The sequence below is a fragment of the Acidovorax cavernicola genome (genome assembly GCF_003581445.1).
This window is the reverse complement of the sequence record NZ_QXMN01000016.1, coordinates 60,291-82,486: the sequence shown is the minus strand read 5'-3', so window position 1 is coordinate 82,486 and position 22,196 is coordinate 60,291. Positions and strand designations below refer to the sequence as shown.

Annotated in this window: 20 protein-coding genes; all 20 read right to left on the bottom strand. The window is 66.2% G+C overall.

What is annotated here, in order from left to right:
• Positions 1-26 precede the first annotated feature (26 nt).
• Positions 27-359 (bottom strand): STAS domain-containing protein, encoded by a 333-nt coding sequence (locus tag D3H34_RS14780; protein ID WP_350308481.1) that lies wholly within the window; start codon positions 357-359, stop codon positions 27-29.
• The gene (locus D3H34_RS14775; protein WP_119554260.1) at positions 316-978 is read right to left on the bottom strand and encodes an MlaC/ttg2D family ABC transporter substrate-binding protein; all 663 of its coding nucleotides are present in this window, start codon (positions 976-978) and stop codon (positions 316-318) included. Before D3H34_RS14775 ends, D3H34_RS14780 begins: the two co-directional genes overlap by 44 nt.
• Before the next feature lie 161 nt (positions 979-1,139).
• The gene (locus D3H34_RS14770) at positions 1,140-1,889 is read right to left on the bottom strand and encodes an MlaA family lipoprotein (RefSeq protein ID WP_119554259.1); all 750 of its coding nucleotides are present in this window, start codon (positions 1,887-1,889) and stop codon (positions 1,140-1,142) included.
• Positions 1,886-2,374, bottom strand: coding sequence for an outer membrane lipid asymmetry maintenance protein MlaD (gene mlaD / locus D3H34_RS14765; RefSeq protein ID WP_101491008.1), 489 nt, complete (start codon positions 2,372-2,374; stop codon positions 1,886-1,888). Before mlaD ends, D3H34_RS14770 begins: the two co-directional genes overlap by 4 nt.
• 37 nt (positions 2,375-2,411) lie before the next feature.
• Positions 2,412-3,194 carry a lipid asymmetry maintenance ABC transporter permease subunit MlaE gene (mlaE, locus tag D3H34_RS14760; RefSeq protein ID WP_119554258.1) on the bottom strand — a complete coding sequence of 261 codons (783 nt, stop codon included), beginning with the start codon at positions 3,192-3,194 and terminating at the stop codon, positions 2,412-2,414.
• Positions 3,191-4,054 (bottom strand): ABC transporter ATP-binding protein, encoded by an 864-nt coding sequence (locus tag D3H34_RS14755; RefSeq protein WP_119554257.1) that lies wholly within the window; start codon positions 4,052-4,054, stop codon positions 3,191-3,193. The genes mlaE and D3H34_RS14755 overlap by 4 nt, the downstream gene beginning before the upstream one ends.
• A gap of 65 nt (positions 4,055-4,119) precedes the next feature.
• On the bottom strand, positions 4,120-5,598 hold the full coding sequence (locus D3H34_RS14750) for a glutamate synthase subunit beta (RefSeq protein ID WP_119554256.1): 1,479 nt from the start codon (positions 5,596-5,598) through the stop codon (positions 4,120-4,122).
• Positions 5,599-5,633: 35 nt separating this feature from the next.
• Positions 5,634-10,388 carry a glutamate synthase-related protein gene (locus tag D3H34_RS14745; protein WP_119554255.1) on the bottom strand — a complete coding sequence of 1,585 codons (4,755 nt, stop codon included), beginning with the start codon at positions 10,386-10,388 and terminating at the stop codon, positions 5,634-5,636.
• 178 nt (positions 10,389-10,566) lie between these two features.
• On the bottom strand, positions 10,567-11,268 hold the full coding sequence (locus D3H34_RS14740; RefSeq protein WP_119554254.1) for a transposase: 702 nt from the start codon (positions 11,266-11,268) through the stop codon (positions 10,567-10,569).
• A 29-nt stretch (positions 11,269-11,297) separates the two neighbouring features.
• Positions 11,298-12,179: a class I SAM-dependent methyltransferase gene (locus tag D3H34_RS14735; protein WP_119554253.1), complete on the bottom strand. Its 882-nt coding sequence runs from the start codon at positions 12,177-12,179 to the stop codon at positions 11,298-11,300.
• A 24-nt stretch (positions 12,180-12,203) separates the two neighbouring features.
• Complete coding sequence (locus D3H34_RS14730) at positions 12,204-12,779, bottom strand: DUF1415 domain-containing protein (RefSeq protein WP_119554252.1); 576 nt, start codon at positions 12,777-12,779, stop codon at positions 12,204-12,206.
• Positions 12,776-14,059, bottom strand: coding sequence for an MFS transporter (locus tag D3H34_RS14725; RefSeq protein ID WP_119554251.1), 1,284 nt, complete (start codon positions 14,057-14,059; stop codon positions 12,776-12,778). Before D3H34_RS14725 ends, D3H34_RS14730 begins: the two co-directional genes overlap by 4 nt.
• Positions 14,056-15,192 carry a deoxyguanosinetriphosphate triphosphohydrolase gene (locus D3H34_RS14720; protein WP_119554307.1) on the bottom strand — a complete coding sequence of 379 codons (1,137 nt, stop codon included), beginning with the start codon at positions 15,190-15,192 and terminating at the stop codon, positions 14,056-14,058. The genes D3H34_RS14725 and D3H34_RS14720 overlap by 4 nt, the downstream gene beginning before the upstream one ends.
• The gene (gene aroB, locus D3H34_RS14715) at positions 15,189-16,313 is read right to left on the bottom strand and encodes a 3-dehydroquinate synthase (protein WP_119554250.1); all 1,125 of its coding nucleotides are present in this window, start codon (positions 16,311-16,313) and stop codon (positions 15,189-15,191) included. Before aroB ends, D3H34_RS14720 begins: the two co-directional genes overlap by 4 nt.
• A 33-nt stretch (positions 16,314-16,346) precedes the next feature.
• The gene (locus D3H34_RS14710) at positions 16,347-16,895 is read right to left on the bottom strand and encodes a shikimate kinase (RefSeq protein WP_119554249.1); all 549 of its coding nucleotides are present in this window, start codon (positions 16,893-16,895) and stop codon (positions 16,347-16,349) included.
• A gap of 23 nt (positions 16,896-16,918) precedes the next feature.
• Positions 16,919-19,072, bottom strand: coding sequence for a type IV pilus secretin PilQ (locus tag D3H34_RS14705; RefSeq protein WP_119554248.1), 2,154 nt, complete (start codon positions 19,070-19,072; stop codon positions 16,919-16,921).
• Positions 19,069-19,611 (bottom strand): pilus assembly protein PilP, encoded by a 543-nt coding sequence (locus tag D3H34_RS14700; RefSeq protein ID WP_119554247.1) that lies wholly within the window; start codon positions 19,609-19,611, stop codon positions 19,069-19,071. The genes D3H34_RS14705 and D3H34_RS14700 overlap by 4 nt, the downstream gene beginning before the upstream one ends.
• The gene (locus tag D3H34_RS14695) at positions 19,608-20,288 is read right to left on the bottom strand and encodes a type IV pilus inner membrane component PilO (RefSeq protein WP_119554246.1); all 681 of its coding nucleotides are present in this window, start codon (positions 20,286-20,288) and stop codon (positions 19,608-19,610) included. The genes D3H34_RS14700 and D3H34_RS14695 overlap by 4 nt, the downstream gene beginning before the upstream one ends.
• A gap of 6 nt (positions 20,289-20,294) precedes the next feature.
• Positions 20,295-20,915 (bottom strand): PilN domain-containing protein, encoded by a 621-nt coding sequence (locus tag D3H34_RS14690; RefSeq protein WP_119554245.1) that lies wholly within the window; start codon positions 20,913-20,915, stop codon positions 20,295-20,297.
• Positions 20,912-21,991, bottom strand: coding sequence for a pilus assembly protein PilM (locus D3H34_RS14685; RefSeq protein ID WP_119554244.1), 1,080 nt, complete (start codon positions 21,989-21,991; stop codon positions 20,912-20,914). Before D3H34_RS14685 ends, D3H34_RS14690 begins: the two co-directional genes overlap by 4 nt.
• Positions 21,992-22,196: the final 205 nt, after the last annotated feature.

The following is a 22,196-nucleotide window of genomic DNA, read 5'->3' as shown; positions in this document are numbered from 1 at the left end:
CGCGATTTTACGGGGCTGTTACTTTTTCAGGGCGCGGCGGGCAAAAGGCCTGCAATGCCGTACAGCGCGGCCAACTCACGCAGACGCGGCGACAGGCCCTTGACCGAGAACCCCCGGCCCAGCGCGCTCGATTCGCGCCGGCATTCGAGCAGTACCGCCAGCGCGGAGGAGTCGAACTGGGCCAGCGCCGTGGCGTCGACCACGGTGGAGGTCGAGTCGGTCTGGCCCTTGAGCCCCTGCTGCAGCATGCGCATGCAGGCGGGAGCCTCGTCGTGGGTGAGCCTGGAGGGAAGGACCAGCATGGCGTGCGCCCCGTCAGCCCTTGCCGTTGCTCTTGTTGCGCGCGGCCAGCACGCCAATCAGGCCATCGATGCCGCTCTTGTTGATTTCCTGCGCGAACTGGGTGCGGTAGGTGTCGACCAGCCAGACGCCCAGCACATTCAGGTTGTAGACCTTCCAGCCGGCGCCCTGGCCCGGCGTCTTCTCGAGACGGTAGTCGAGCTGCACCGGATCGCCGCGGCCCTTGACCTCGGTGCGCACGAGCACGTCGGTGTCGGTGGGCGCACCACGGAACGGGCGGATGGTGACGGTCTGGTCGCTCACCTGGTCGAGCGCGCCGGCGTAGGTGCGCACCAGCAGGGTCTTGAACTCGTCCTGCAGGCGCTTTTGCTGCTCGGGCGTGGCCTGGCGCCAGGCCGGACCGACAGCCGAGGCGGTCATGCGCTGGAAGTTGACGTTGGGCATGATCTTGCTGTCGACCAGCAGCATGATCTTGTTGATGTCACCGGCCTTGATCGACGCGTCGGCCTTGATGGTCTCCAGCACGTCGGTCGACAGGCGCTTGACGAGCGCGTCGGGAGCCTCGTCGGCCGCATGGGCAGGCTGGTGCACGAAGGCGGTGGCGGCCCCGAAAAGCAGTGCGCCAGCCAATGCCAGGCGGCCCATGTCGCGTCGTTGCAGCAAGATCTTGTTGTTCATGGTGAGTCCCTCAGGTTGAATTGTCTTCCCGGCACAGGGCGGCAAACGGCCTCGTGCTGAGACAGGAACGGTTTCGACAGGCGCCAGGCCGACCGGGTTCCTGAAGCGGAGGTGAAGCCTGCAACCGGATGCAAGCAGGCTTCCCGTCCGCCGCGCCGCCATCACTTGCCGGCGTTGTCGTCGTCCGGCGGATTGCCGTCGTAGACCTGATTGCGGCGGCGCTGCAGGAACGCGTCGCGCGTGAACGAGTACTTGTCGAGCGCCGCGTCGTCGAGCAGGCGGGTCGCGCCCAGGTAGCGCGAGCGCGTGTCGACCACGCGCAGGACGGCCAGCGAGTTGCGCCAGGCGATGTCGTGGATGTGGCCCTGCGCGTCGCCGTACATGTCGAGCGGCCGGGCGATGGTGTCGCGCAGCGTGGACGGCCCGAGCAGCGGCAGCACGACGTACGGGCCGGCGCCCACACCCCAGTAGCCCAGCGTCTGGCCGAAGTCTTCCTCGTGGCGCGGCAGCCGCGCCTCGGAGGCGACGTCGAGCAGGCCGCCCAGCCCGAAGAAGGTGTTCACGTTCAGCCGCATGAAGGTCTCGGCGCTGTTCTGCAGCTTGAGCTGGGCCACGTTGTTGGCCAGGCTCCAGACGTCGCCCAGGTTGCTGAAGAAGTTGGTCACGCCCTGGCGCACCAGCGAGGGCACCACCTTCTGGTAGGTGCTGGCCACGGGCTCCAGCACCGCCTCGTCGACGGTGTCGTTGAAGCGCGTCACGCCGCGGTTGAAGGGCTCGAAGGGGTCGGCCGGGCTCGCGCCGGGTCCGGTGGCACATCCGGCAACGAGCGCAAGACAGGCAGTTGCGGTGGCCCAGCGGGCGGAGCTAGCTACACTTTTAATAGCATTCGACGAAAGAAGTCGTGTGGTCATTTCTTATTGGCTGTTCCCGGCGCCGTACTCCCGTCGGCGGCCTTGCTGTACAGGAACTGGCTGATCAGGTTCTCCAGCACCACGGCCGATTGGGTCGCGGTGATGGTGTCGCCGGCTTGCAGGTTCTTTTCCTCGGCGCCCGCCTCGATGCCGATGTACTGCTCACCGAGCAGGCCACTGGTCAGGATCTTGAGCGAGCTGTCCTTGGGAAAACTGTAACGGTTTTGCAGCGCCAGCGTCACGTCGGCCTGAAAGGCCTTGTCGTTGAACGCGATGGATTCCACACGACCGACCACCACGCCAGCGCTCTTGACCGCTGTCTGGGGCTTGAGTCCGCCGATGTTGTCGAAACGCGCGGTCACCGTGTAGGTCTTCTGGAAGTTCAGGCTCAGCAGGTTGGCCGACTGCAGCGCCAGGAACAGCAAGGCGGCGCCGCCGATCAGCACGAACAGGCCGACCCAGATGTCGTTGGTGGAACGTTGCATGGTTTGCACTCTCTAGAACGATGGGGCCGGGGCCCTTTTAGATACTGAACATCATGGCGGTGAGCAGGAAGTCCAGCCCCAAGACCGCCAGCGACGCCATCACCACGGTCCGCGTGGTCGCGCGCGACACGCCTTCGGGCGTCGGCTGGGCCTCGAAACCCTGCAGCAGCGCGACGAAGGTCACGGTGAAACCGAACACGATGCTCTTGATGACGCCGTTGCCGACGTCGCGCCAGACATCGACGCCGCCTTGCATCTGGCCCCAGAACGCGCCGGGGTCGACACCCAGCATCATCACGCCCACGACGTAGCCGCCCATGATGCCGACCGCGCTGAACACGGCCGCCAGCAGCGGCATGGTGATGACGCCGGCCCAGAAGCGCGGCGCAAGGATGCGCTGCACCGGATCGACCGCCATCATCTCCATCGCACTCAACTGCTCGTTGGCTTTCATGAGGCCGATCTCGGCCGTCAACGAAGTGCCGGCCCGGCCGGTGAACAGCAAGGCCGCCACCACAGGTCCCAGTTCGCGCACGAGGCTCAGCGCCACCAGCAGGCCGAGTGCTTCGGACGAGCCGTAGCGCTGCAGCGCGTAGTACATCTGCAGTCCCAGCACGAAGCCCACGAACAGGCCCGACACGCCGATGATCGCGAGCGAGTAGTTGCCAAGGAAATGGATCTGGTCACGCACCAGCCCGAAACGGCGCATGATCTGCGCGCCCGGGCCGAGCAGGCGCAGGAAGAGTTTGGCAGCATGGCCCATGTCGGCCAGCTGGCTGCGCACGGCAAAGCCGACATCGGCGGGCTTCCACCAGCTCATGAGCGCCCCCCTTCACCATTGCCGAAATCGGCTTCGATGCTGACACCGGGGTAGTGAAACCGAACCGGCCCGTCAGGCAACGCGTTGACGAACTGATGCACCAGCGGATCGGCGCTCTCACGCACCTCCTCGGGCCGCCCCTGTGCGGCGATGCCGCCGTTGGCCAGGATGATCACGTGGTCCGCGATGCGGAAGGTTTCTTCAAGGTCGTGCGACACGATGATGCTAGTGAGACCGAGCGCATCGTTGAGCTGCCGGATCAATCGCGCGGCCGTGCCGAGCGAGATCGGGTCGAGCCCCGCAAAAGGCTCGTCGTACATGACGAGGTCGGGGTCGAGCGCGATCGCGCGCGCCAGCGCCACGCGCCGCGCCATGCCGCCCGACACCTCGCTGGGCAGCAGGTCGCGCGCGCCGCGCAGGCCGACGGCGTCGAGCTTCATGAGCACGATGTCGCGCACCAGCGCTTCCGACAACTGCGTGTGCTCGCGCAGCGGAAAGGCCACGTTGTCGAACACGCTGATGTCGGTGAACAGTGCACCGAACTGGAACAGCATGCCCATGCGGCGCCGCGCTGCGTACAGCGCCGCGACATCGAAGCGACCGACGTCCTGCCCGTCGAACAGCACCTCGCCGCGTTGCGCGCGCTGCTGGCCGCCGATCAGGCGCAGCACGGTGGTCTTGCCGCCACCCGACGCCCCCATCAACGCCGTCACCTTGCCGCGAGGCACGGAGAACGACACGCCGTCGAGGATCGCGCGCGCGCCGTAGCCGAACGTGACATCGCGGAACTCGACGAAGGAGGAAGACGGTGGTGTGGCTGGGTCCATCTCAATAAAAAAGCCGGGCGCCTTCTCAGGCATCCCGGCATGCGGTTTCCGCGGATGATAACGGGGCCGTGAACGGCGCCGCTTCACTGAAACAAAAATCAGCGTGGTAAGTGGCTGAATCCCATCAAAAATTCATCTACCGAGCGGGCCGCTTGACGTCCTTCGCGAATGGCCCACACAACCAGTGACTGGCCGCGGCGAATATCGCCTGCTGCAAACACTTTGGGCACATTCGTGGCGTAGCCGCCGATGAAGTCGACCGTGGCGCGCGCATTGCCGCGGGCGTCCTTCTCGACACCGAAGGCGTCGAGCACGGTGGCCACGGGGCTGATGAAGCCCATGGCCAGCAGCACGAGGTCGGCCTTGAGGACCTGCTCGCTGCCGGCCACTTCCTGCATCTTGCCGTCCTTCCATTCGACGCGAACGGTCTTCAGGCCGGTGACCTTGCCCTTTTCGCCGATGAATTCCTTGGTCGAGATGGCAAACTCGCGCTCGCAGCCTTCTTCGTGGCTGGAGCTGGTGCGCAGCTTGATCGGCCAGTAAGGCCAGGTCAGCGGACGGTTTTCTTCTTCCGGCGGCTGCGGCATCAGTTCGAACTGCGTGACGCTCACGGCGCCGTGGCGGTTGCTGGTGCCGACGCAGTCGGAGCCGGTGTCGCCGCCGCCGATCACGATGACGTGCTTGCCGTCGGCGCGCAGCTGGCCCTTGACCTTGTCGCCCGCGTTGACGCGGTTCTGTTGCGGCAGGAACTCCATCGCGAAATGGATGCCGTCGAGGTCGCGGCCTGGCACGGGCAGGTCGCGCGATTGCTCGGCGCCGCCGGTGAGCAGCACCGCATCGAAGTCCTTCTGCAGCTGCTCGGGCGTGATGGTTTCCTTGGCCAGGTTGGTGACCTTGGAGCCCTTGCCCAGCGGATCCTTCGCGGCACCGACCATCACGCCGGTGCGGAAGACCACGCCTTCGGCCTTCATCTGCTCGACGCGGCGATCGATGTGCGACTTCTCCATCTTGAAGTCGGGAATGCCGTAGCGCAGCAGGCCGCCGATGCGGTCGTTCTTCTCGAACAGCGTCACGTCGTGACCGGCGCGCGCGAGCTGCTGCGCGGCGGCCATGCCGGCCGGGCCCGCGCCCACCACGGCAACCTTCTTGCCGGTCTTGTGCTTGGCGACGCGCGGCGCCACCCAGCCTTCGTCCCAGGCGCGATCGATGATCGCGTGCTCCAGCGACTTGATGCCGACCGCGTCGTCGTTCACGTTGAGCACGCAGGCCGCCTCGCAGGGTGCGGGGCAGATGCGGCCGGTGAACTCGGGGAAGTTGTTGGTCGAGTCGAGCACCGCGAAGGCGTTCTGCCAGTCGTCGCGGTACACGAGGTCGTTGAAGTCCGGAATGATGTTGTTGACCGGGCAGCCGCTGTTGCAGAACGGTGTGCCGCAGTCCATGCAACGTGCGCCCTGTACCTTGGCTTGCGCGGTGTCCAGGCCGACAACGAATTCCTTGTAGTGCTTGACGCGTTCTTCGACGGGCTTGTAGCCCTCTTCGACACGCTCATGCTCCATGAAGCCGGTGATTTTTCCCATCGTGCTGTCCTCTGTTCTTCGTATCTATGGCGCGCTCAGACGGCGGCCGTGGCAGGCGCAGCGGGTGCGGCCAGTGCGTGCGGCTCGAGCCCCACGTGGGCGTTGTTGCCGCTGCTGGCCAGCTCGACCTGACGGTCGTGCAGTTCGGCCAGGGCGCGCTTGTACTCGTTCGGGAACACCTTGACGAACTTGGTGCGCGACTCGGCCCAGTTGTCGAGCAGCTCGCGCGCGCGCTTGCTGCCGGTCCAGCGGTGGTGCTCTTCGAGCAGCTTCTTCAGCTGTGCTTCGTCGGTCTCGCCGCCGTGCCAGATCTTGCGATGCACGCTGGCGGTCTGTTCGGCCGAGGTGAGCACCTTGTCGAGCGACACCATCGAGAGGTTGCAGCGCGAGGCGAACTGGCCGTCTTCGTCGTAGACGAAGGCGACGCCGCCGCTCATGCCGGCCGCGAAGTTGCGGCCCGTCTTGCCGAGCACGGCGACCGTGCCGCCGGTCATGTATTCGCAACCGTGGTCGCCCGTGCCTTCGATGACCGCCGTGGCACCCGACAGGCGCACCGCGAAGCGTTCTCCGGCCACGCCACACAGGTAGGCCTCGCCGGTGGTCGCGCCGTACAGCGCGGTGTTGCCGACGATGGTGTTGCGTGCGGCTTCACCACGGAAATCGAGGCTGGGGCGAACCACCACACGGCCGCCCGACAGGCCCTTGCCGGTGTAGTCGTTGGCGTCGCCGATCAGGTACAGCGTGATGCCGCGTGCCAGGAAGGCGCCGAACGACTGGCCGCCCGTGCCTTCGAGCTGGATGCGGATCGAATCGTCGGGCAGACCCTGCGGATGCACCTTGGTCAGCGCGCCCGAGAGCATCGCGCCCACCGAGCGGTTGACGTTGCGCGCCACCTCGATGAACTGCACCTTCTCGCCCTTGTCGATGGCGGGACGCGACTTCTCGATGAGCTTCACGTCGAGTGCGCGCTCGAGGCCGTGGTCCTGGTTCTCGACATGGAAGCGCGGCACGTCGGCCGGCACGGTCGGCAGTGCGAACAGGCGGCTGAAGTCCAGGCCCGAAGCCTTCCAGTGCTCGATGCCCTTGCGCATGTCGAGCAGGTCGGCGCGGCCGATCAGGTCGTCGAACTTGCGGATGCCCAGCTGGGCCATGATCTGGCGCACTTCTTCCGCGACGAAGAAGAAGTAGTTGACGACGTGCTCGGGCTTGCCCGAGAACTTCTTGCGCAGGATCGGGTCTTGCGTGGCCACGCCCACCGGGCAGGTGTTCAGGTGGCACTTGCGCATCATGATGCAGCCCTCGACCACCAGCGGCGCGGTGGCGAAGCCGAACTCGTCGGCGCCCAGCAGCGCGCCGATGGCGACGTCGCGGCCGGTCTTCATCTGGCCGTCGGCCTGCACGCGGATGCGGCTGCGCAGGCGGTTGAGCACCAGCGTCTGCTGCGTCTCGGCCAGGCCGATTTCCCACGGGCTGCCCGCGTGCTTGATCGACGACCAGGGCGAGGCGCCCGTGCCGCCGTCATGGCCGGCGATCACGACGTGGTCGCTCTTGCACTTGGCCACGCCGGCCGCGATGGTGCCCACGCCGATCTCGCTCACCAGCTTCACGCTGATGCTGGCGTGCGGCGCGGTGTTCTTCAGGTCGTGGATCAGCTGAGCCAGATCCTCGATCGAGTAGATGTCGTGGTGCGGCGGCGGGCTGATGAGGCCCACGCCCGGCACGGCATAGCGCTGCTTGCCGATGTACTCGGTGACCTTTCCGCCCGGGAGCTGACCGCCCTCGCCCGGCTTGGCGCCTTGCGCCATCTTGATCTGGATCTGGTCGGCCGAGTGCAGGTACTCGGCGGTGACGCCGAAGCGGCCCGAAGCCACCTGCTTGATGCGCGAACGCAGCGAGTCGCCGTCCTGCAGCGGCAGGTCGACCTCGACATTGGCCGCGCCGATCACGCTCTTGAGCGAATCGCCCTGCTTGATCGGGATGCCCTTGAGTTCGTTGCGGTAGCGCGCGGGGTCTTCACCGCCTTCGCCCGTGTTGCTCTTGCCGCCGATGCGGTTCATGGCAATGGCGAGCGTGGCGTGCGCCTCGGTGCTGATCGAGCCCAGCGACATCGCGCCGGTGGCGAAGCGCTTGACGATTTCTGCAGCCGCCTCGACCTCGTCGACCGGAATGGCCTTGGCCGGATCGATCTTGAACTCGAACAGGCCGCGCAGCGTGAGGTGGCGACGGTTCTGGTCGTTGATGAGCTGGGCGTACTCCTTGTACGTGTTCCAGTTGTTGGCGCGCGTGCTGTGCTGCAGCTTGGCGATGGCGTCGGGCGTCCACATGTGCTCTTCGCCACGCGTGCGCCAGGCGTATTCGCCGCCGGCGTCGAGCATGTTGGCGAGCACCGGGTCGTCGCCGAAGGCGGCCTTGTGCATGCGGATGGCTTCTTCGGCGATCTCGAAGACGCCAATGCCTTCCACGCGGCTGGCGGTACCGGTGAAGTACTTGTTGACCGTCTCGGTGTTCAGGCCGATGGCTTCGAAGAGCTGCGCGCCGCAATAGCTCATGTAGGTGCTGACACCCATCTTCGACATGATCTTCGACAGGCCCTTGCCGATGGCCTTGACGTAGTTGTAGACCGCCTTGTCGGCGCTCAGGTCGCCCGGCAGGTCGGCGTGCATGGCCGCCAGCGTTTCCATCGCCAGGTACGGATGCACGGCTTCGGCGCCATAGCCGGCGAGCACGCCGAAGTGATGCACTTCGCGCGCCGAACCGGTCTCGACCACGAGGCCGGCCGTGGTGCGCAGGCCTTCACGCACGAGGTACTGGTGCACGGCCGACAGCGCGAGCACGGCGGGAATCGCCACCTGCGTCGGGCCGACGCCACGGTCGCTCACGATCAGGATGTTGTGGCCGCCCTTGATGGCATCGACCGCTTCGGCGCACAGCGAGGCCAGCTTGGCTTCGACGCCTTCGTCACCCCAGCCCAGCGGGTAGGTGATGTCGAGCACGTAGCTCTTGAACTTGCCCTGGGTATAGCGGCCGATGTCGCGCAGCTTCGCCATGTCGGCGAAGTCGAGGATCGGCTGGCTCACTTCGAGCCGCATCGGCGGGTTGACCTGGTTGATGTCCAGCAGGTTCGGCTTCGGGCCGATGAAGGACACGAGCGACATCACGATGGCTTCGCGGATCGGGTCGATCGGCGGGTTCGTGACCTGCGCGAACAGCTGCTTGAAGTAGTTGTACAGCGGCTTGTTCTTGCTGGAGAGCACGGCCAGCGGGCTGTCGTTGCCCATGGAGCCGATGCCTTCCTCGCCGGCCTGCGCCATCGGGCTCATCAGGAACTTGATGTCTTCCTGCGTGTAGCCGAAGGCCTGCTGGCGGTCGAGCAGCGCGACCTGGCTCACGGGGATCGCGGCCGGCTCGGCCTTGACGCTGTCGAGCTTGATGCGCAGGTTCTCGATCCACTGCTTGTAGGGCTTGCTGTTGGCGAGGGTGGCCTTGACCTCCTCGTCGTCGATCATGCGGCCCTGCTCCAGGTCGATCAGGAACATCTTGCCGGGCTGCAGGCGCCACTTGCGCACGATCTTCTGCTCGGGCACGGGCAGCACGCCCGATTCGGAGGCCATGATGACGAGGTCGTCGTCGGTCACGCAGTAGCGCGAGGGACGCAGGCCGTTGCGGTCGAGCGTGGCGCCGATCTGGCGACCGTCGGTGAACACGATGGAGGCCGGGCCGTCCCACGGCTCGAGCATGGCGGCGTGGTACTCGTAGAACGCGCGGCGGCGCGTGTCCATGGTGGCGTGCTGTTCCCAGGGTTCGGGAATCATCATCATCACGGCCTGGCTGATGGGGTAGCCGGCCATCGTCAGCAGCTCGAGGCAGTTGTCGAAGGTGGCGGTGTCGGACTGGCCGGCGAAGCTGATCGGGTAGAGCTTCTGCAGGTCCGGGCCCAGCACGGGCGACGACATCACGCCTTCACGTGCCTTCATCCAGTTGTAGTTGCCCTTGACCGTGTTGATTTCGCCGTTGTGGGCGACATAACGGTACGGGTGGGCCAGCGGCCACTCGGGAAAGGTGTTGGTCGAGAAGCGCTGGTGCACCAGGCCCAGGGCCGAGACGCAGCGCTTGTCCTGCAGGTCGAGGTAGTAGGTGCCAACTTGATCAGCCAGCAGCAGGCCCTTGTAGACCACGGTGCGGCTGGACATGCTCGGAACGTAGTATTCCTTGCTGTGCTTGAGCTTCAGGCGCTGGATGTTGGCGCTGGCGGTCTTGCGGATCACGTACAGCTTGCGCTCCAGCGCGTCCTGCACGATCACGTCGTTGCCGCGGCCGATGAAGATCTGGCGCAGCAGCGGCTCCTTTTCGCGCACGGTGGGCGACATGGGCATGTCGCGGTTCACCGGCACGTCGCGCCAGCCCAGCAGCACCTGGCCTTCGGCCTTGATGGCGCGTTCCATTTCCTGCTCGCAGGCTTCGCGCGAGGCGTGCTCCTTCGGCAGGAAGATCATGCCGACGCCGTATTCGCCTGGCGGGGGCAGCGTGACGCCCTGCTTGGCCATTTCTTCGCGATACAGCAGGTCGGGCAGCTGGATCAGGATGCCGGCGCCGTCGCCCATCAGCTTGTCGGCGCCGACGGCGCCGCGGTGGTCGAGGTTCTCGAGGATCTTCAGGCCCTGCAGCACGATGGCGTGGCTCTTCTCGCCCTTGATGTGGGCGACGAAGCCGACGCCGCAGGCGTCGTGCTCATCGGCACCGGAATACAGACCGTGTTCTTGGAGGTGTTGAATCTCGGCAGCCGTCGTCATGGCGCGCTCCTTCAGTTTTCGCAGGGAAATGGAGCATATTGCGATGCACAAAGAATGCCAAACATTTTAATAGGGGTCAGATTCGAATTAAATCTTGAGTTTTCTTGTCAGAATTTAATTGGGGACATATTAAAAATAAGAGCAAGCCTCCCAGCATGAGAGCGGCTCTCGGCCGCTTTCAGCCTTCGTCTTTGATGGGTGTCGGCGGCCGACCGGCCTTGGCCTTGATCACGCGACGCTCGGTGGACTTCTGCAAGGTGTCCAGAAAGCCGTCGTCCCCGGCCGCCCAGCCGCGCAGGGTGGCGTCGGTCAGGGCCTGTTGATCGGCCGTGCGCACGCCCGCACGCACCAGTTCGGCATACGCCGCCTCCCGCGCGAAGGGCGTGTTGCCGAGTTCCCAGTACAGCGGGTGCGGGGTCAGCAGCCGGTCCTGTCGCAGGCCGGCGTAGTGGCCATGGCTGGACCACGGGAAGTCGCGCGCTTCGGTGACCATGCCAGCGCGCACCGGGTTCAGGTCGATGTAGGCCATGCAGGTCAGCAGGTAGCGCTCGGTCTGGATCAGGGTCGACCTGTAGCGCCCTTCCCACAAGGTGCCGCTGCGGCCGTGGCGGTCATTGAAATAGCGCACGTAGCTTCGCCCGACCGACTGCATGAACTGCGGCAGGCCCGTGGCGCTGTCGGGCGTGGCCAGCAGATGGAAGTGGTTGTCCATCAGCACATAGGCGTGCAGCGCGACGCCAAAGCGCACGGCGTTCGTGGCCAGCAGGGCGAGCAGTTTTTCGTGGTCGGCGCGGTCGACGAAGATCGGCTGGCGGTTGTTGCCGCGCTGGATCACGTGGTGCGGCATGCCGGCCAGCGTGAGACGGGGAAGACGGGCCATGGTGACGATGGACGACGCCGTCCAGACACTCAGTTGGCGAGACGGAAGCGCGTATCGCCCAGCGCATCAAGCCCGAACTGCGCCAGCAGCTCGCGCAACCGCGCCGCCGCGCTCGCCTTGCGCTGGCCGGTGTGGCGCGCCAGGATCAGTTCGTTCTTCATGCTGTGCTCCCAGCCGACGAGCTCGGTGACAGTGACGCTGTAGCCATTGGCTTCCAGATACAGGCAGCGCAACACGTTGGTGAGCTGGCTGCCGATTTCGCGGGTGTGCAGCGGATGGCGCCAGAGTTCGGCCAGCGGCGTGCGCGACAGGGCCAGCGCCTTGGTCTCGCGCAGGCAGGCCGCCACCTCGGCCTGGCAGCACGGCACCAGCACCATGTAGCGCGCCTTCTTGGCCAGGCCAAAGGCGATGGCGTCGTCGGTAGCGGTGTCGCAGGCGTGCAACGCGGTGACCACGTCGATCTGCGCCGGCAGTTCGCTCGCCTGCGCCGACTCGGCCACAGTGAGGTTCAGGAACGACATGCGCCCGAAGCCCAGCTGCTGCGCCAGCGCGCGGGAGCGCTCGACCAGCTCGCTGCGCGTCTCGATGCCGTAGACATGGCCGCCCTGCCGTGCGCGGAAGAACAGGTCGTAGATGATGAAGCCCAGGTACGACTTGCCCGCCCCGTGGTCAGCCAGGGTGGCTTCGGCGCCCTCGCCCGGCAACTCGCGCAACAGCTGTTCGATGAACTGGAACAGGTGATAGACCTGCTTGAGCTTGCGACGCGAGTCCTGGTTGAGCCGGCCTTCGCGCGTGAGGATGTGCAGCTCTTTCAGCAGCTCGACGGACTGGCCCGGCCGCAGGACTTCGGCCAACTCGGCCTCGGCCTTCGCAGCCTTGTGGGTGGGGTGAGCTTTCGCGGGACGGGACATGGTGTTCTTGTGGCTTCCTGTTGTTCAGGACGTAGCGCTTCCCGGGCCGACATCGAGCGCGGTCCAGCCGGCCGGGCCCAGGGCTTCGAGCGTCTCGATGTTGCGCTCGAAGATCGCCTCGGCCTCCGGAAAGGCCTCGACCGCGCGGTCCATGCTGTCTTCGCGCAGCAGGTGCAGCGTGGGGTACGGCGCGCGATTGGTCGCGTTGGTGATGTCGTCGGCCTCGGTTCCGGCGAACTGGAAATGCGGATGGAAGCTGGCGAGTTGCAGCACGCCCTCGAAGCCCGCGCGTGCAAGCTTGCGCTCGGCGCGCTCCGTGAAATCGTTGAAATCGAGAAAGTCCGTCAGAGCGTGGGGGGCGATCAGCAAGGTGGTGTCGCGCACCTCGGCGTCGAGCGCCACGAGCGCGCGGGCTTCGGCCAGCAGCGCATCGATCAGGCGGCCTTCATGGGTGTCGAGGTAGGTGGCGTAGTGGATCTGCCCCTTCACATGCACCGCCTTGGCGAAGGGGCACAGGTTGAGGCCGATCACGGCGCGCTCAAGCCAGCGCCGGATGTCAGCTTCGGCCTGCGCGGCTTCGAGGATCGCCGGGTCGGTCATGCCGTGGCCTCCGCCCCCTGGCGAATGCGCCCAAGACGCGTGGCGATCGCCATGCCGGCGAGCGAGCACGCGAGCGTGGCGGTCCAGGTCCAGTGCCAGCCGCCCACACGGTGCGCCACCCAGGCCACCGCGGGCGGGGCCAGGAACTGGCCGAGCGACGACGCCTGCTGCATCAGGCCGACGGTGGTCGAGACGGTGCTCGGGCCCGGTGCCAGCCGCACACCCAGCAGGAACAGCGTCGCCGGCACCATGCCGCCGCCGAGCGAAAAGGCGCAGATCGCCGCATAGCGCAGCGCGGGCGGCAGGCCCAGCGCCTCGGCGCCCGCGCCCTGCCCCACCTGCGCGAAGGCGGCGACACCGCCCAGCGCCATGGTCAGGAAGCCCCATTGCAGCAGGCGCTCGGGTGCCACGCCGCGCTGCAGCCAGCGGCCGCCCATGAGGTTACCGACGATGTTCATCGCCGCAGCCAGCGCGGTCAGCACCGCGCTCCAGGCGGCCGGCACCTTCGCGTCGGCGTAGATGGCGGGCAGAAAACCGATCACAGCCATCCACTGGGACGAGTAGACGGCGAAGGTCAGCGCGATCAGCCACGGCGCACGCGCCCCGACCGTCTCGCGCAGCCGCGAGGTCCAGCCGGACGACGCGGGCTGAAGGCTCGCTCCGGCCACGCGGGCCCGATCGCGCGGCACGGCCAGCCACACCCAGAGCGCCGCACCCGCCGAAACCAGCGACAGCGTCCACCACCAGTCGGCCCATCCACCCCAGGCGATCAGGGCCGGCCCGATCAGCAACGCCAGCGCCACGCCGAGCGGCATGTAGGCGCCCCACAGGCCCAGTGCGGCCTTGTCGGCGCCCGGTGGTGTCAGGGCGCGGATGAGTCCGGGTCCCGGCATCACCGCCATCAGGAAGCCGATGCCTTCGGCCGCGCGCAGCACGAACAGCCACAGCACCGCATGCGAGCCGCCCAACAGGCCGGCGCCGACAGCGCCGCCCAGCAGGCTGGCCGTCGTCAGCACCGCCAGCCCGACCAGCATGCTGCGGCGCAGGCCGATGGAGTCGGCCGCGAGCCCGGCCAGCAGACCCAGCGTCATGCTCGCCACCTGGACCAACGACAGCAGAAAGCCCGCTTCGACCAGGTCGATGCCGAGCGAAGCCTGCAGCGCCGGCACGGCCGGTGGCAGCTTGCCCAGGTGCAGCGCGGCGCTGACGCCACCCAGCACGACGGCGAAGGCAGCGGCGGGCACGCGGGCCGACGCGCTCGAACGCACAGCCGCCGTCATGCGATGCCCCGGCGGCCGGTCAGCCGCTCGTGCTCGCGCATGGCGAAGCGATCGGTCATGCCGGCGATGTAGTCGGCCACGGCGCGGTGCCGGTCGTGGCGTTCAGCATACGAGGCGGGCATTTCGGTGCCGCGCGCCAGGTAGGCGTCGAACAGCTCGCGCACGACCTCGCTCGCCTGCTCTGTGGTCTGGGTGACCTGCGGATGGCGGTAGAGATTGCGGAACAGGAACTGCTTGAGCGTCTCCGACTGCGCCTGCATGGCGCCGCTGAAAGCCACCAGCGGCGGCGCCCGGCGCACCGCATCGGCATCGACGGGCCCCAGCGCCTCGACGGCCGCGCGCGTCGTGTCGATCACGTCGTAGACCTGCGCACTGAGCATGCGGCGGATGGTTTCATAGAGCACGCGCCGCCCCTGGCCCGGCAGCTGCGGGTGCTCGGCCAGCGCCTCGCGGCGGTAGCGCTCGAACAATTCCACATCGGCCAGCTGCTCGACGCTGATGAGGCCCGAACGCACGCCGTCGTCGATGTCGTGCGCGTTGTAGGCGATGGCGTCGGCCAGGTTGCACAGCTGCGCCTCCAGCCCAGGCTGCGTGCGGTCGAGAAAACGACGGGCCACGCCCTGCGGCTCGGCGGCCTCGATGCGCTCGGCGTTGGCGCGCGAGCAGTGCTTGAGGATGCCTTCGCGGGTCTCGAAGCTGAGGTTCAGGCCGTCGTATTGCGGATAGCGGTGCTCCAGCGCATCGACCACGCGCAGGCTCTGCAGGTTGTGCTCGAAGCCGCCGTGCGCGGCCATGCAGGCATTGAGCGCGTCCTGGCCGGCGTGGCCGAAAGGCGTGTGGCCGAGGTCGTGGGCCAGCGCGATCGCCTCGACCAGGTCCTCGTTGAGCCGCAGCGCGCGCGCGATGGAACGCCCCAGTTGCGCGACTTCGAGCGAATGCGTGAGCCGCGTACGGAACAGGTCGCCTTCGTGGTTCAGGAAAACCTGGGTCTTGTAGACCAACCGGCGAAAGGCAGTGGAATGGACGATGCGGTCGCGGTCGCGCTGGAAGGCGTCGCGCGTCGGCGCGGGCGGCTCCGCGTGGCGCCGTCCGCGCGAGCGCGCGGGGTGGCAGGCGAAGACCGCAAGGCTCATGCCGCGCAGCACTGCGCGAGCACGTCGCGCACCATGGCGTCGGGCGCGCTGCGCACGACAGCGGAGCCCGGCCGGTCGATCACCACGAAGCGGATCTCCCCGGCTTCCGACTTCTTGTCGACGCGCATCAGCTCGAGGTAGCGCTCAGCCCCCAGCGCCGGCCCAACGATGGGCAGACCGGCGCGCTCGATCAGGCGGGTGAGCCGCTCGACGAAGGCCGCATCGACACCACCAAGCTGTTGCGACAGCTGCGCCGCCATCACCATGCCGCAGCCGACGGCCTCGCCGTGCAGCCACTCGCCGTAGCCCAGGCCCGATTCGATGGCATGACCGAAGGTGTGGCCGAAATTGAGGATGGCGCGCAGGCCGGTCTCGCGCTCGTCCTGGCCGACCACCAGCGCCTTGATCTCGCAGCTGCGCTTGACGGCATGCGCCAGCGCAGCCGGATCGCGTGCCACCAACGCCTCGATGTTCGACTCGATCCAGTCGAAGAAGGCCATGTCGTAGATCGGGCCGTACTTGATGACTTCGGCCAGGCCAGCGCTCAACTCGCGCGGGGGCAACGTCTGCAGCGTGTCCAAGTCGCAGAGCACGAGCTGCGGCTGGTAGAACGCGCCGATCATGTTCTTGCCCAGCGGATGGTTGATGGCCGTCTTGCCGCCCACCGACGAGTCGACCTGCGCCAGCAGCGTGGTCGGCACCTGCACGAAGGGCACGCCGCGCATGTAGCTGGCGGCCGCGAAGCCGGTCATGTCGCCCACCACGCCGCCACCCAGCGCGAACAGCACCGTCTTGCGATCGCTGCCGTGCCCCAGGAGCGCGTCGAAGATCAGGTTGAGGGTTTCGAGGTTCTTGTAGACCTCGCCGTCGGGCAGCTCAAGCAAGTGGACCGTGCGAAAGCGGTCGGCCAGCACGTTCCGCAGGGCCTGGGCGTAGAGCGGCGCCACCGTGGTGTTGCTGACGATCAGTGCGCTCGCGGCCGCGGGAACAACGCCGAAGCTGGCGGGATCTTCCAGCAGCCCGCCACCAATCAGGATCGGGTAGCTGCGCTCGCCGAGCTGGATCTCGACGCGTTCGGGCTGCGGGGGTGCGGAAAGTGCGGGCGAAACGGACAGGGACATGGCCGCGAGTTTAGGCGCTCGGGCCCGCCGGGGTCAGTCCGAGGGCTCTTCCGGATGGGCGCCGGGCTCGACCACCCCGGCCAACTCCAGCTGCATCACGATGAGGTTGACCAGCACGGCAATCGACGGCCGGCCGGTGTCGACCACGTCGTGGGCCGTTTCCCGGTAGAACGGGTCGCGCGCATCGTGCAATTCACGCAACCGACCCAACGGGTCAGCCACCTGCAGCAACGGGCGCTTGACGTCGTGGCGCAGACGCCGGAACAGGTCTTCGGGCGAGGAGCGCAGGTAGATGACGTGGAAATGGCCGCGCAACTGCTGGCGGTTGGCCTCGCGCAGCACGGCGCCACCGCCGGTCGCAAGCACGCCGTGGGGGTGGGCGGCCAGGTCGGCGATGACCGCCTGCTCGATGTCGCGGAAGGCGGCTTCGCCCTCGCGATCGAAGAAATCACGGATCGTGCAGCCAATGCGCTGCTCGATCACGTGATCGGTGTCGATGAAGGGAGTGTTCAGCCGAGCGCCCAGCCGCCGGCCCACTGCGGACTTTCCGGCGCCGGGCAACCCGACAAGTGCGACCGCCACGCGGTGGCTGCTACGCCCGCGCGTCAGCGCGCGGCGTTGCGGTCGGTAATCATCTTCGGGGTGATAAAGACGAGCATTTCAGTCTTGTTGGCAATACGTTCGCGCTTGCGGAACAACGCCCCCATATAGGGGATTTCACCCAGTACCGGCACGCGCGATTCGTCATTGGTTTCGGTGAGCTCGAAGATACCACCGATGACGACCGTGCCGCCGTTCTCGACCAGCACCTCGGTCTGCACGTGCTTGGTGTTGATGGCCGGGCCCGCCGAGGTGTTGATGCCGCGGGCGTCCTTGCTCACATCCAGCGTCAGGATGATGTTGCCCTCGGGGGTGATCTGTGGCGTGACTTCGAGCTTCAACACCGCCTTGCGGAACGAGATCGAGGTGGCGCCGCTCGAGGTGGCCTGCTGGTAGGGAATTTCTTCGCCCTGCTCGATCAGCGCCTTGGTCTGGTCGGCCGTGATGACGCGGGGGCTGGACACCAGCTTGCCCTTGCCGTCGGCCTCGAGCGCCGAGATTTCGAGGTTCAGCATGCGCGACAAGCTCGAGTTGAACAGCGAGATCGCAAAGGTGCCCGCCGCGTTGCCGCCGGTGCCTGCATCGCCTGCGGGCAGGTTGATGAAGTTGGAGTTGGTCCAGGTGGCTGCTGCGCCGCCGACGCCGCCACCATTGGTGGTGGCAGGCATGACGCCGAAGGTGCCGTATGCCGGATTGCCGTTGGCCGACGCGACGCGTTCGCGGGAGATACCGCCGCCCATCCGCACGCCGAGTGACTTGCCGAAGGTGTCGGAGGCTTCCACGATGCGCGCTTCGATCAGCACCTGCCGAACCGGGACGTCGAGTTTCTGGATCAGGTCGGTAACCTGGGCCAAGCGCGAGGGAATGTCGGACACGAACAGCTGATTGGTCCGTGCTTCAGCGATCACGCTGCCGCGGGGGCTCAGGATGCGCGAGGTGGCATTGCCACTACCGCCACCACCGCCACCACCAGCCGAGGCACCAGTCCCAGTTAAGCCCTGCGCAATGGCAATGGCCTTCGTGTAGTTCAGCTGGAACGACTGCGTACGCAGTGGCTCCAGGTTCTCAATCGCCGCCTTGGCTTCGAATTCGAGCTTTTCCTTGGCGTTGATCTCGTCCTTGGGCGCGATCCACAGCACGCTGCCGTTCTTGCGCATGCCCAGGTTCTTCGCCTGCATGATGATGTCGAGCGCCTGGTCCCAGGGCACGTCCTTCAGACGCAGCGTCAGTGCGCCGCTGACCGAATCGGAGGTCACGATGTTGAAGTTCGTGAAGTCGGCGATCACCTGCAGCAGCGAGCGGATCTCGATGTTCTGGAAGTTGAGCGACAGCTTCTCGCCGTTGTAGCCCACCCCTTGCGTGAGCTTGCTCGGATCGACCTTGCGGGCACGGACTTCCACCACGAACTGGTTTTCGCTCTGGTAGGCGCTGTGTTCCCAGTCGCCCTTGGCATCGATCGTCATGCGCACGCGGTCGCCCGATTGCTGCGACGTGATCATTTGCACCGGCGTGCCGAAGTCAGCTACGTCGAGACGGCGACGCAGGCCTTCGGGCAAGGTCGACTTCGTGAACTCCACGACAAGGCTCTTGCCCTGCTGCTTCACATCGACGCCGACCTGGTTGTTGGGCAGGTCGACGAGCACGCGGCCGGTGCTGTCGGCGCCGAGACGGAAGTCGACGTCGCGCAGCGGCAAGGTGTCACGGTTGCGGTTCTCCGCGAAGGTCGTTCCGACGGAAGCCGCGAGCGCCGTTCCGGCCACCGGCTCCAGCACCACCAGCAGCGACTTGCCCTGAATTTCGGCCTTGTAAGCCGTGGCCTGCTTCAGGTTCAGCACCACGCGGCTGCGGTCACCGGCCTGCACCACATTGACCGAGCGCAGGTTGCCCTGGTTGACCTCGATGGCCGAGCGCCCGATCGCGTTCGTCACGCCCGGGAAGTCCAGCGCGATGCGCGCCGGCGTCTGCACGGAGAACCCGGCGGGCACCGCTGTGAGCGGTTGGGCCAGGTCGATGCGAATCACTTCCGCGCCCGACTGCGTCGAACTCGTCACGGATTCGATCGCGTTTTGCGCATGGGCAACGGCCAGGGCACCGAAAGCCAGCAGACCCAGCCCGGCGGCGCGCAGCCACTGTGCCATCGTTGATTTTTTTTGGTTCATTTCGCACTCTCTTGCAACTGCAGCGTGGCTACGCGTTCGATCCATTCGCCCGCGGCGTCCTGCACGATCTCGCGCAGGGCGACTTCGGTTTCGTTGATACGGGTGATGCGCCCGTAGTTGAGTCCCAGGTACTCGCCGACGCGCACCTTGTAGAGCAGCTTGTCCACACGCACGAGCGCCACCGGCTGGCCGTTGCGGTTCATGCTGCCGACCATGGCCATCGAATCCAGCGGAAACGCCTCCAGCGCTTCCTTGCGGCGGGCCAATTCCGGCGCGATCAGCTCGGAAGTGCTCGGCTGGTTCGACTCCCGGCGCAGCGCCTGGGTCAGCTTCAGCATGTTGAAGGGTTCGAACGACGACGCCTCGGTATAGGCCTGCGGCGTGAACTTCTTGGGCTCCGAGATCGGCGGCACCGAGGGCTTCACCTGGGTGCGTTGCTCGACCATCCAGCGCTGCAGGTCTTCCTGGTCGGAATCGCCGCAGGCGCTCAAGCCGACCGTGGCCAGTGCCAGCCACAAAACTTTGGCGACCGCCTTCATTTCTTCGCCTTCGGCGCCGTGGCGCGTTTCTGGGCGGCCCGCTCGTCTTCGTCGAGGTAGCGGTAGGTGCGCGCGGTGGCGTCCATCGTCAGCACGTCCTTGTCCTTCTGCGGTGTGACGGTCACGTTGTTGAGCGTCACGATGCGCGACAGGCTGGCCACGTCGGCCGCGAAGGCGCCCATGTCGTGATAACGCCCCGTGACGCGCACGGCGATCGGCAGCTCCGCGTAGTAATCCTTGACCGAGACCTGGCCCGGGCGGAACAGTTCGAACTGCAGGCTGCGGCCGAGGCCGGCCTGGTTGATGTCCGAAAGCAGCGCGTCCATTTCGGCCTTGCTGGGCAGCTGCTTCTCGAGAAGGATCACGTACTGCTGCACCTGCTCGCGCTGCTTCTTCAGCAGGTCAAGGTTGGCGGCTTGCGCCACTTTCTTCGTGTAGTCGGTCCGGAGCGTGACTTCCTTGGCGCGCTCGGCTTCGAGCTCGTCGTTGGAGTTCGTCAGCCAGAGAAACCACAGGCCTGCCAATGCCAGGGCGGTCACGGCGAGGCACAACGCGTAGCGCGGTACCGCCGGCCACATCGACGGGTCGTTCGGATTCAGTCCGCGGAACTGGTCGCCGAAGTTCCGCAGGGCGGTGGCGACGTCGACTTTGGGGAGGGATCGGTTGCTGATGGCCATGATCGGTTACCCCTTCGCCTGTGCCTTGGCGGCCAGGGCCTTGTCGGCCTCCGCCTTCTGGGCATCCGTCGGCCGCTTGAGGCCGATGCGCATCGTGAAGTTCGCCACGCGGCGCTGGTCACGCTGGCTCAGGCTCACATTGGCCGAGGTGATTTCGACCAGCTCGGGCTTCACCAGCCAGGGGCTGTTGTTGCCGAGGTTGCGCAGCAGTTCCGACACCCGTTCGTTCGACTGCGCCATGCCTTGCAGCGTCACGGTCTGGCTCTCCTGCTTCATGCTGGTCAGGTAGACGCCGTCAGGCAGTTGCCGGACGAGTTCGTTGAGCAGGTGCACTGGCAGATTGCGGTCGCCCTGCAGGTCTTCCACGGCCAGTTGGCGTGCGCGCAGGGCCGCGATTTCTTCTTGCAGGGTGGAAATTTCCTTGATCTCGACTTCGAGTTTCTTGATCTCGGCTTGAAGGAAACCATTCTTCGAGCGCTGGGCCGAAATCTGCGCCTCGAACCAGAGGTAGCCGAGGCCGGCGATCAGAACGCCGAGCAGCGCGGCGCCGCCCAGGGTGCCGTAGAAGGCCTCGCGGCGACGCTTGCGCGCAGCTTCGCGGTGCGGAAGCAGGTTGATCAGGATCACTGCAGAAACCTCCGCATGGCCAGTCCGCAGGAGGTCAGATAGGAAGGCGCTTCGCGGCGGACCTTCTTCTCGCGAATGCTGGGGCCGAAGTCCATGCCGTCGAACGGATTCACGAGCGAGCACGCGAAAGAGGTCTGCCGGGTGACGGCGTTGGTCAGCCCCGGCAACGACGAAGACCCACCTGCCAGCAGCACGTAGTCCACCCGGTTGTGCGGCGTGCTGGTGAAGAAGAACTGCAGCGCGCGCGCGATTTCCTGCGCAATGCTTTCGACAAAAGGCTTGAGCACGCCCGAGCCGTAGTCGTCGGGCAGGTCGCCGCTGCGCTTCTTGGTCTCGGCTTCCTCCGCGGAAAAGCCGTACTGGCGCACGATCAGTTGGGTCAGCTGCGCGCCGCCGAAGGCCTGGTCTCGGTCGTACAGCACTTCCTGGTTGCGCAGCACCTGCATGCTGGTGGTGAAAGCCCCCACCTCGAACAGCGCCACGATGGCGTCCACGCCTTTGCCCGGGAGTTGTTCGATCAGACGCGCCGTGGCCAGTCGCGAGGCATAAGACTCGACATCGAGAATCATCGCCTTCAGGCCGGCGGCTTCCGCCAGGCCTTCGCGGTCCTGCACCTTTTCCTTGCGGGAGGCGGCAATCAGCACTTCCACGTCGCCGATCGATGTCGTGCTCGGACCGGTCACGCAGAAGTCGAGGCTCACTTCATCGAGCGAGAACGGGATGTACTGGTTGGCTTCGGACTCGACCTGGATCTCGAGCTCCTGCTCGCTCATGCCGCCCGGAAGAATGATCTTCTTGGTGATGACCGCCGAGGGCGGCAACGCCAGCGCCACATTGCGCGTCTTGGTGCCGCTCTTGCGCACGACGCGGCGCACGGCCTCGGCCACTTCGTCGAATTTCTCGACGTTGCCGTCGGTGATCCAGCCACGTTCGAGCGGCTCGATGGCGCAGCGCTCCAGAACCAGCTTGCCGCTGGCCTCGCGGCCGAGCTCCACCAGCTTCACGCTGGACGAACTGACGTCCAGACCCAGCAGGGGGGCGTTCTGACGACGAAACAATGATCCAAGAGCAGCCAAGTTAGGTCCCTCTCCCCCTGTTATTTGTAACCAATGGAAAAATATGCGTTCGGTTGCATGCTAGCAGCAGGCACAGCGCCAACCAAGCGCGCCGAAAGACCAGAACAGCCAACCGTTGTCAAAACGTGACGTCAAAGCCGCATTCTGTAACTTTCTGCTTAGCGGCAGGAGAGGGAATGCGCGAGGTAACAAAGATCAAGGGGCG

Excerpts from the sequence above, each read along its gene's own strand:
- D3H34_RS14775 (WP_119554260.1), bottom strand. The coding sequence starts at position 978 with ATGAACAACAAGATCTTGCTGCAACGACGCGACATGGGCCGCCTGGCA.
- D3H34_RS14770 (WP_119554259.1), bottom strand. The coding sequence starts at position 1,889 with ATGACCACACGACTTCTTTCGTCGAATGCTATTAAAAGTGTAGCTAGC.
- mlaD (WP_101491008.1), bottom strand. The coding sequence starts at position 2,374 with ATGCAACGTTCCACCAACGACATCTGGGTCGGCCTGTTCGTGCTGATC.
- mlaE (WP_119554258.1), bottom strand. The coding sequence starts at position 3,194 with ATGAGCTGGTGGAAGCCCGCCGATGTCGGCTTTGCCGTGCGCAGCCAG.
- D3H34_RS14755 (WP_119554257.1), bottom strand. The coding sequence starts at position 4,054 with ATGCCTGAGAAGGCGCCCGGCTTTTTTATTGAGATGGACCCAGCCACA.
- D3H34_RS14750 (WP_119554256.1), bottom strand. The coding sequence starts at position 5,598 with ATGGGAAAAATCACCGGCTTCATGGAGCATGAGCGTGTCGAAGAGGGC.
- D3H34_RS14745 (WP_119554255.1), bottom strand. The coding sequence starts at position 10,388 with ATGACGACGGCTGCCGAGATTCAACACCTCCAAGAACACGGTCTGTAT.
- D3H34_RS14740 (WP_119554254.1), bottom strand. The coding sequence starts at position 11,268 with ATGGCCCGTCTTCCCCGTCTCACGCTGGCCGGCATGCCGCACCACGTG.
- D3H34_RS14735 (WP_119554253.1), bottom strand. The coding sequence starts at position 12,179 with ATGTCCCGTCCCGCGAAAGCTCACCCCACCCACAAGGCTGCGAAGGCC.
- D3H34_RS14730 (WP_119554252.1), bottom strand. The coding sequence starts at position 12,779 with ATGACCGACCCGGCGATCCTCGAAGCCGCGCAGGCCGAAGCTGACATC.
- D3H34_RS14725 (WP_119554251.1), bottom strand. The coding sequence starts at position 14,059 with ATGACGGCGGCTGTGCGTTCGAGCGCGTCGGCCCGCGTGCCCGCCGCT.
- D3H34_RS14720 (WP_119554307.1), bottom strand. The coding sequence starts at position 15,192 with ATGAGCCTTGCGGTCTTCGCCTGCCACCCCGCGCGCTCGCGCGGACGG.
- aroB (WP_119554250.1), bottom strand. The coding sequence starts at position 16,313 with ATGTCCCTGTCCGTTTCGCCCGCACTTTCCGCACCCCCGCAGCCCGAA.
- D3H34_RS14705 (WP_119554248.1), bottom strand. The coding sequence starts at position 19,072 with ATGAACCAAAAAAAATCAACGATGGCACAGTGGCTGCGCGCCGCCGGG.
- D3H34_RS14700 (WP_119554247.1), bottom strand. The coding sequence starts at position 19,611 with ATGAAGGCGGTCGCCAAAGTTTTGTGGCTGGCACTGGCCACGGTCGGC.
- D3H34_RS14695 (WP_119554246.1), bottom strand. The coding sequence starts at position 20,288 with ATGGCCATCAGCAACCGATCCCTCCCCAAAGTCGACGTCGCCACCGCC.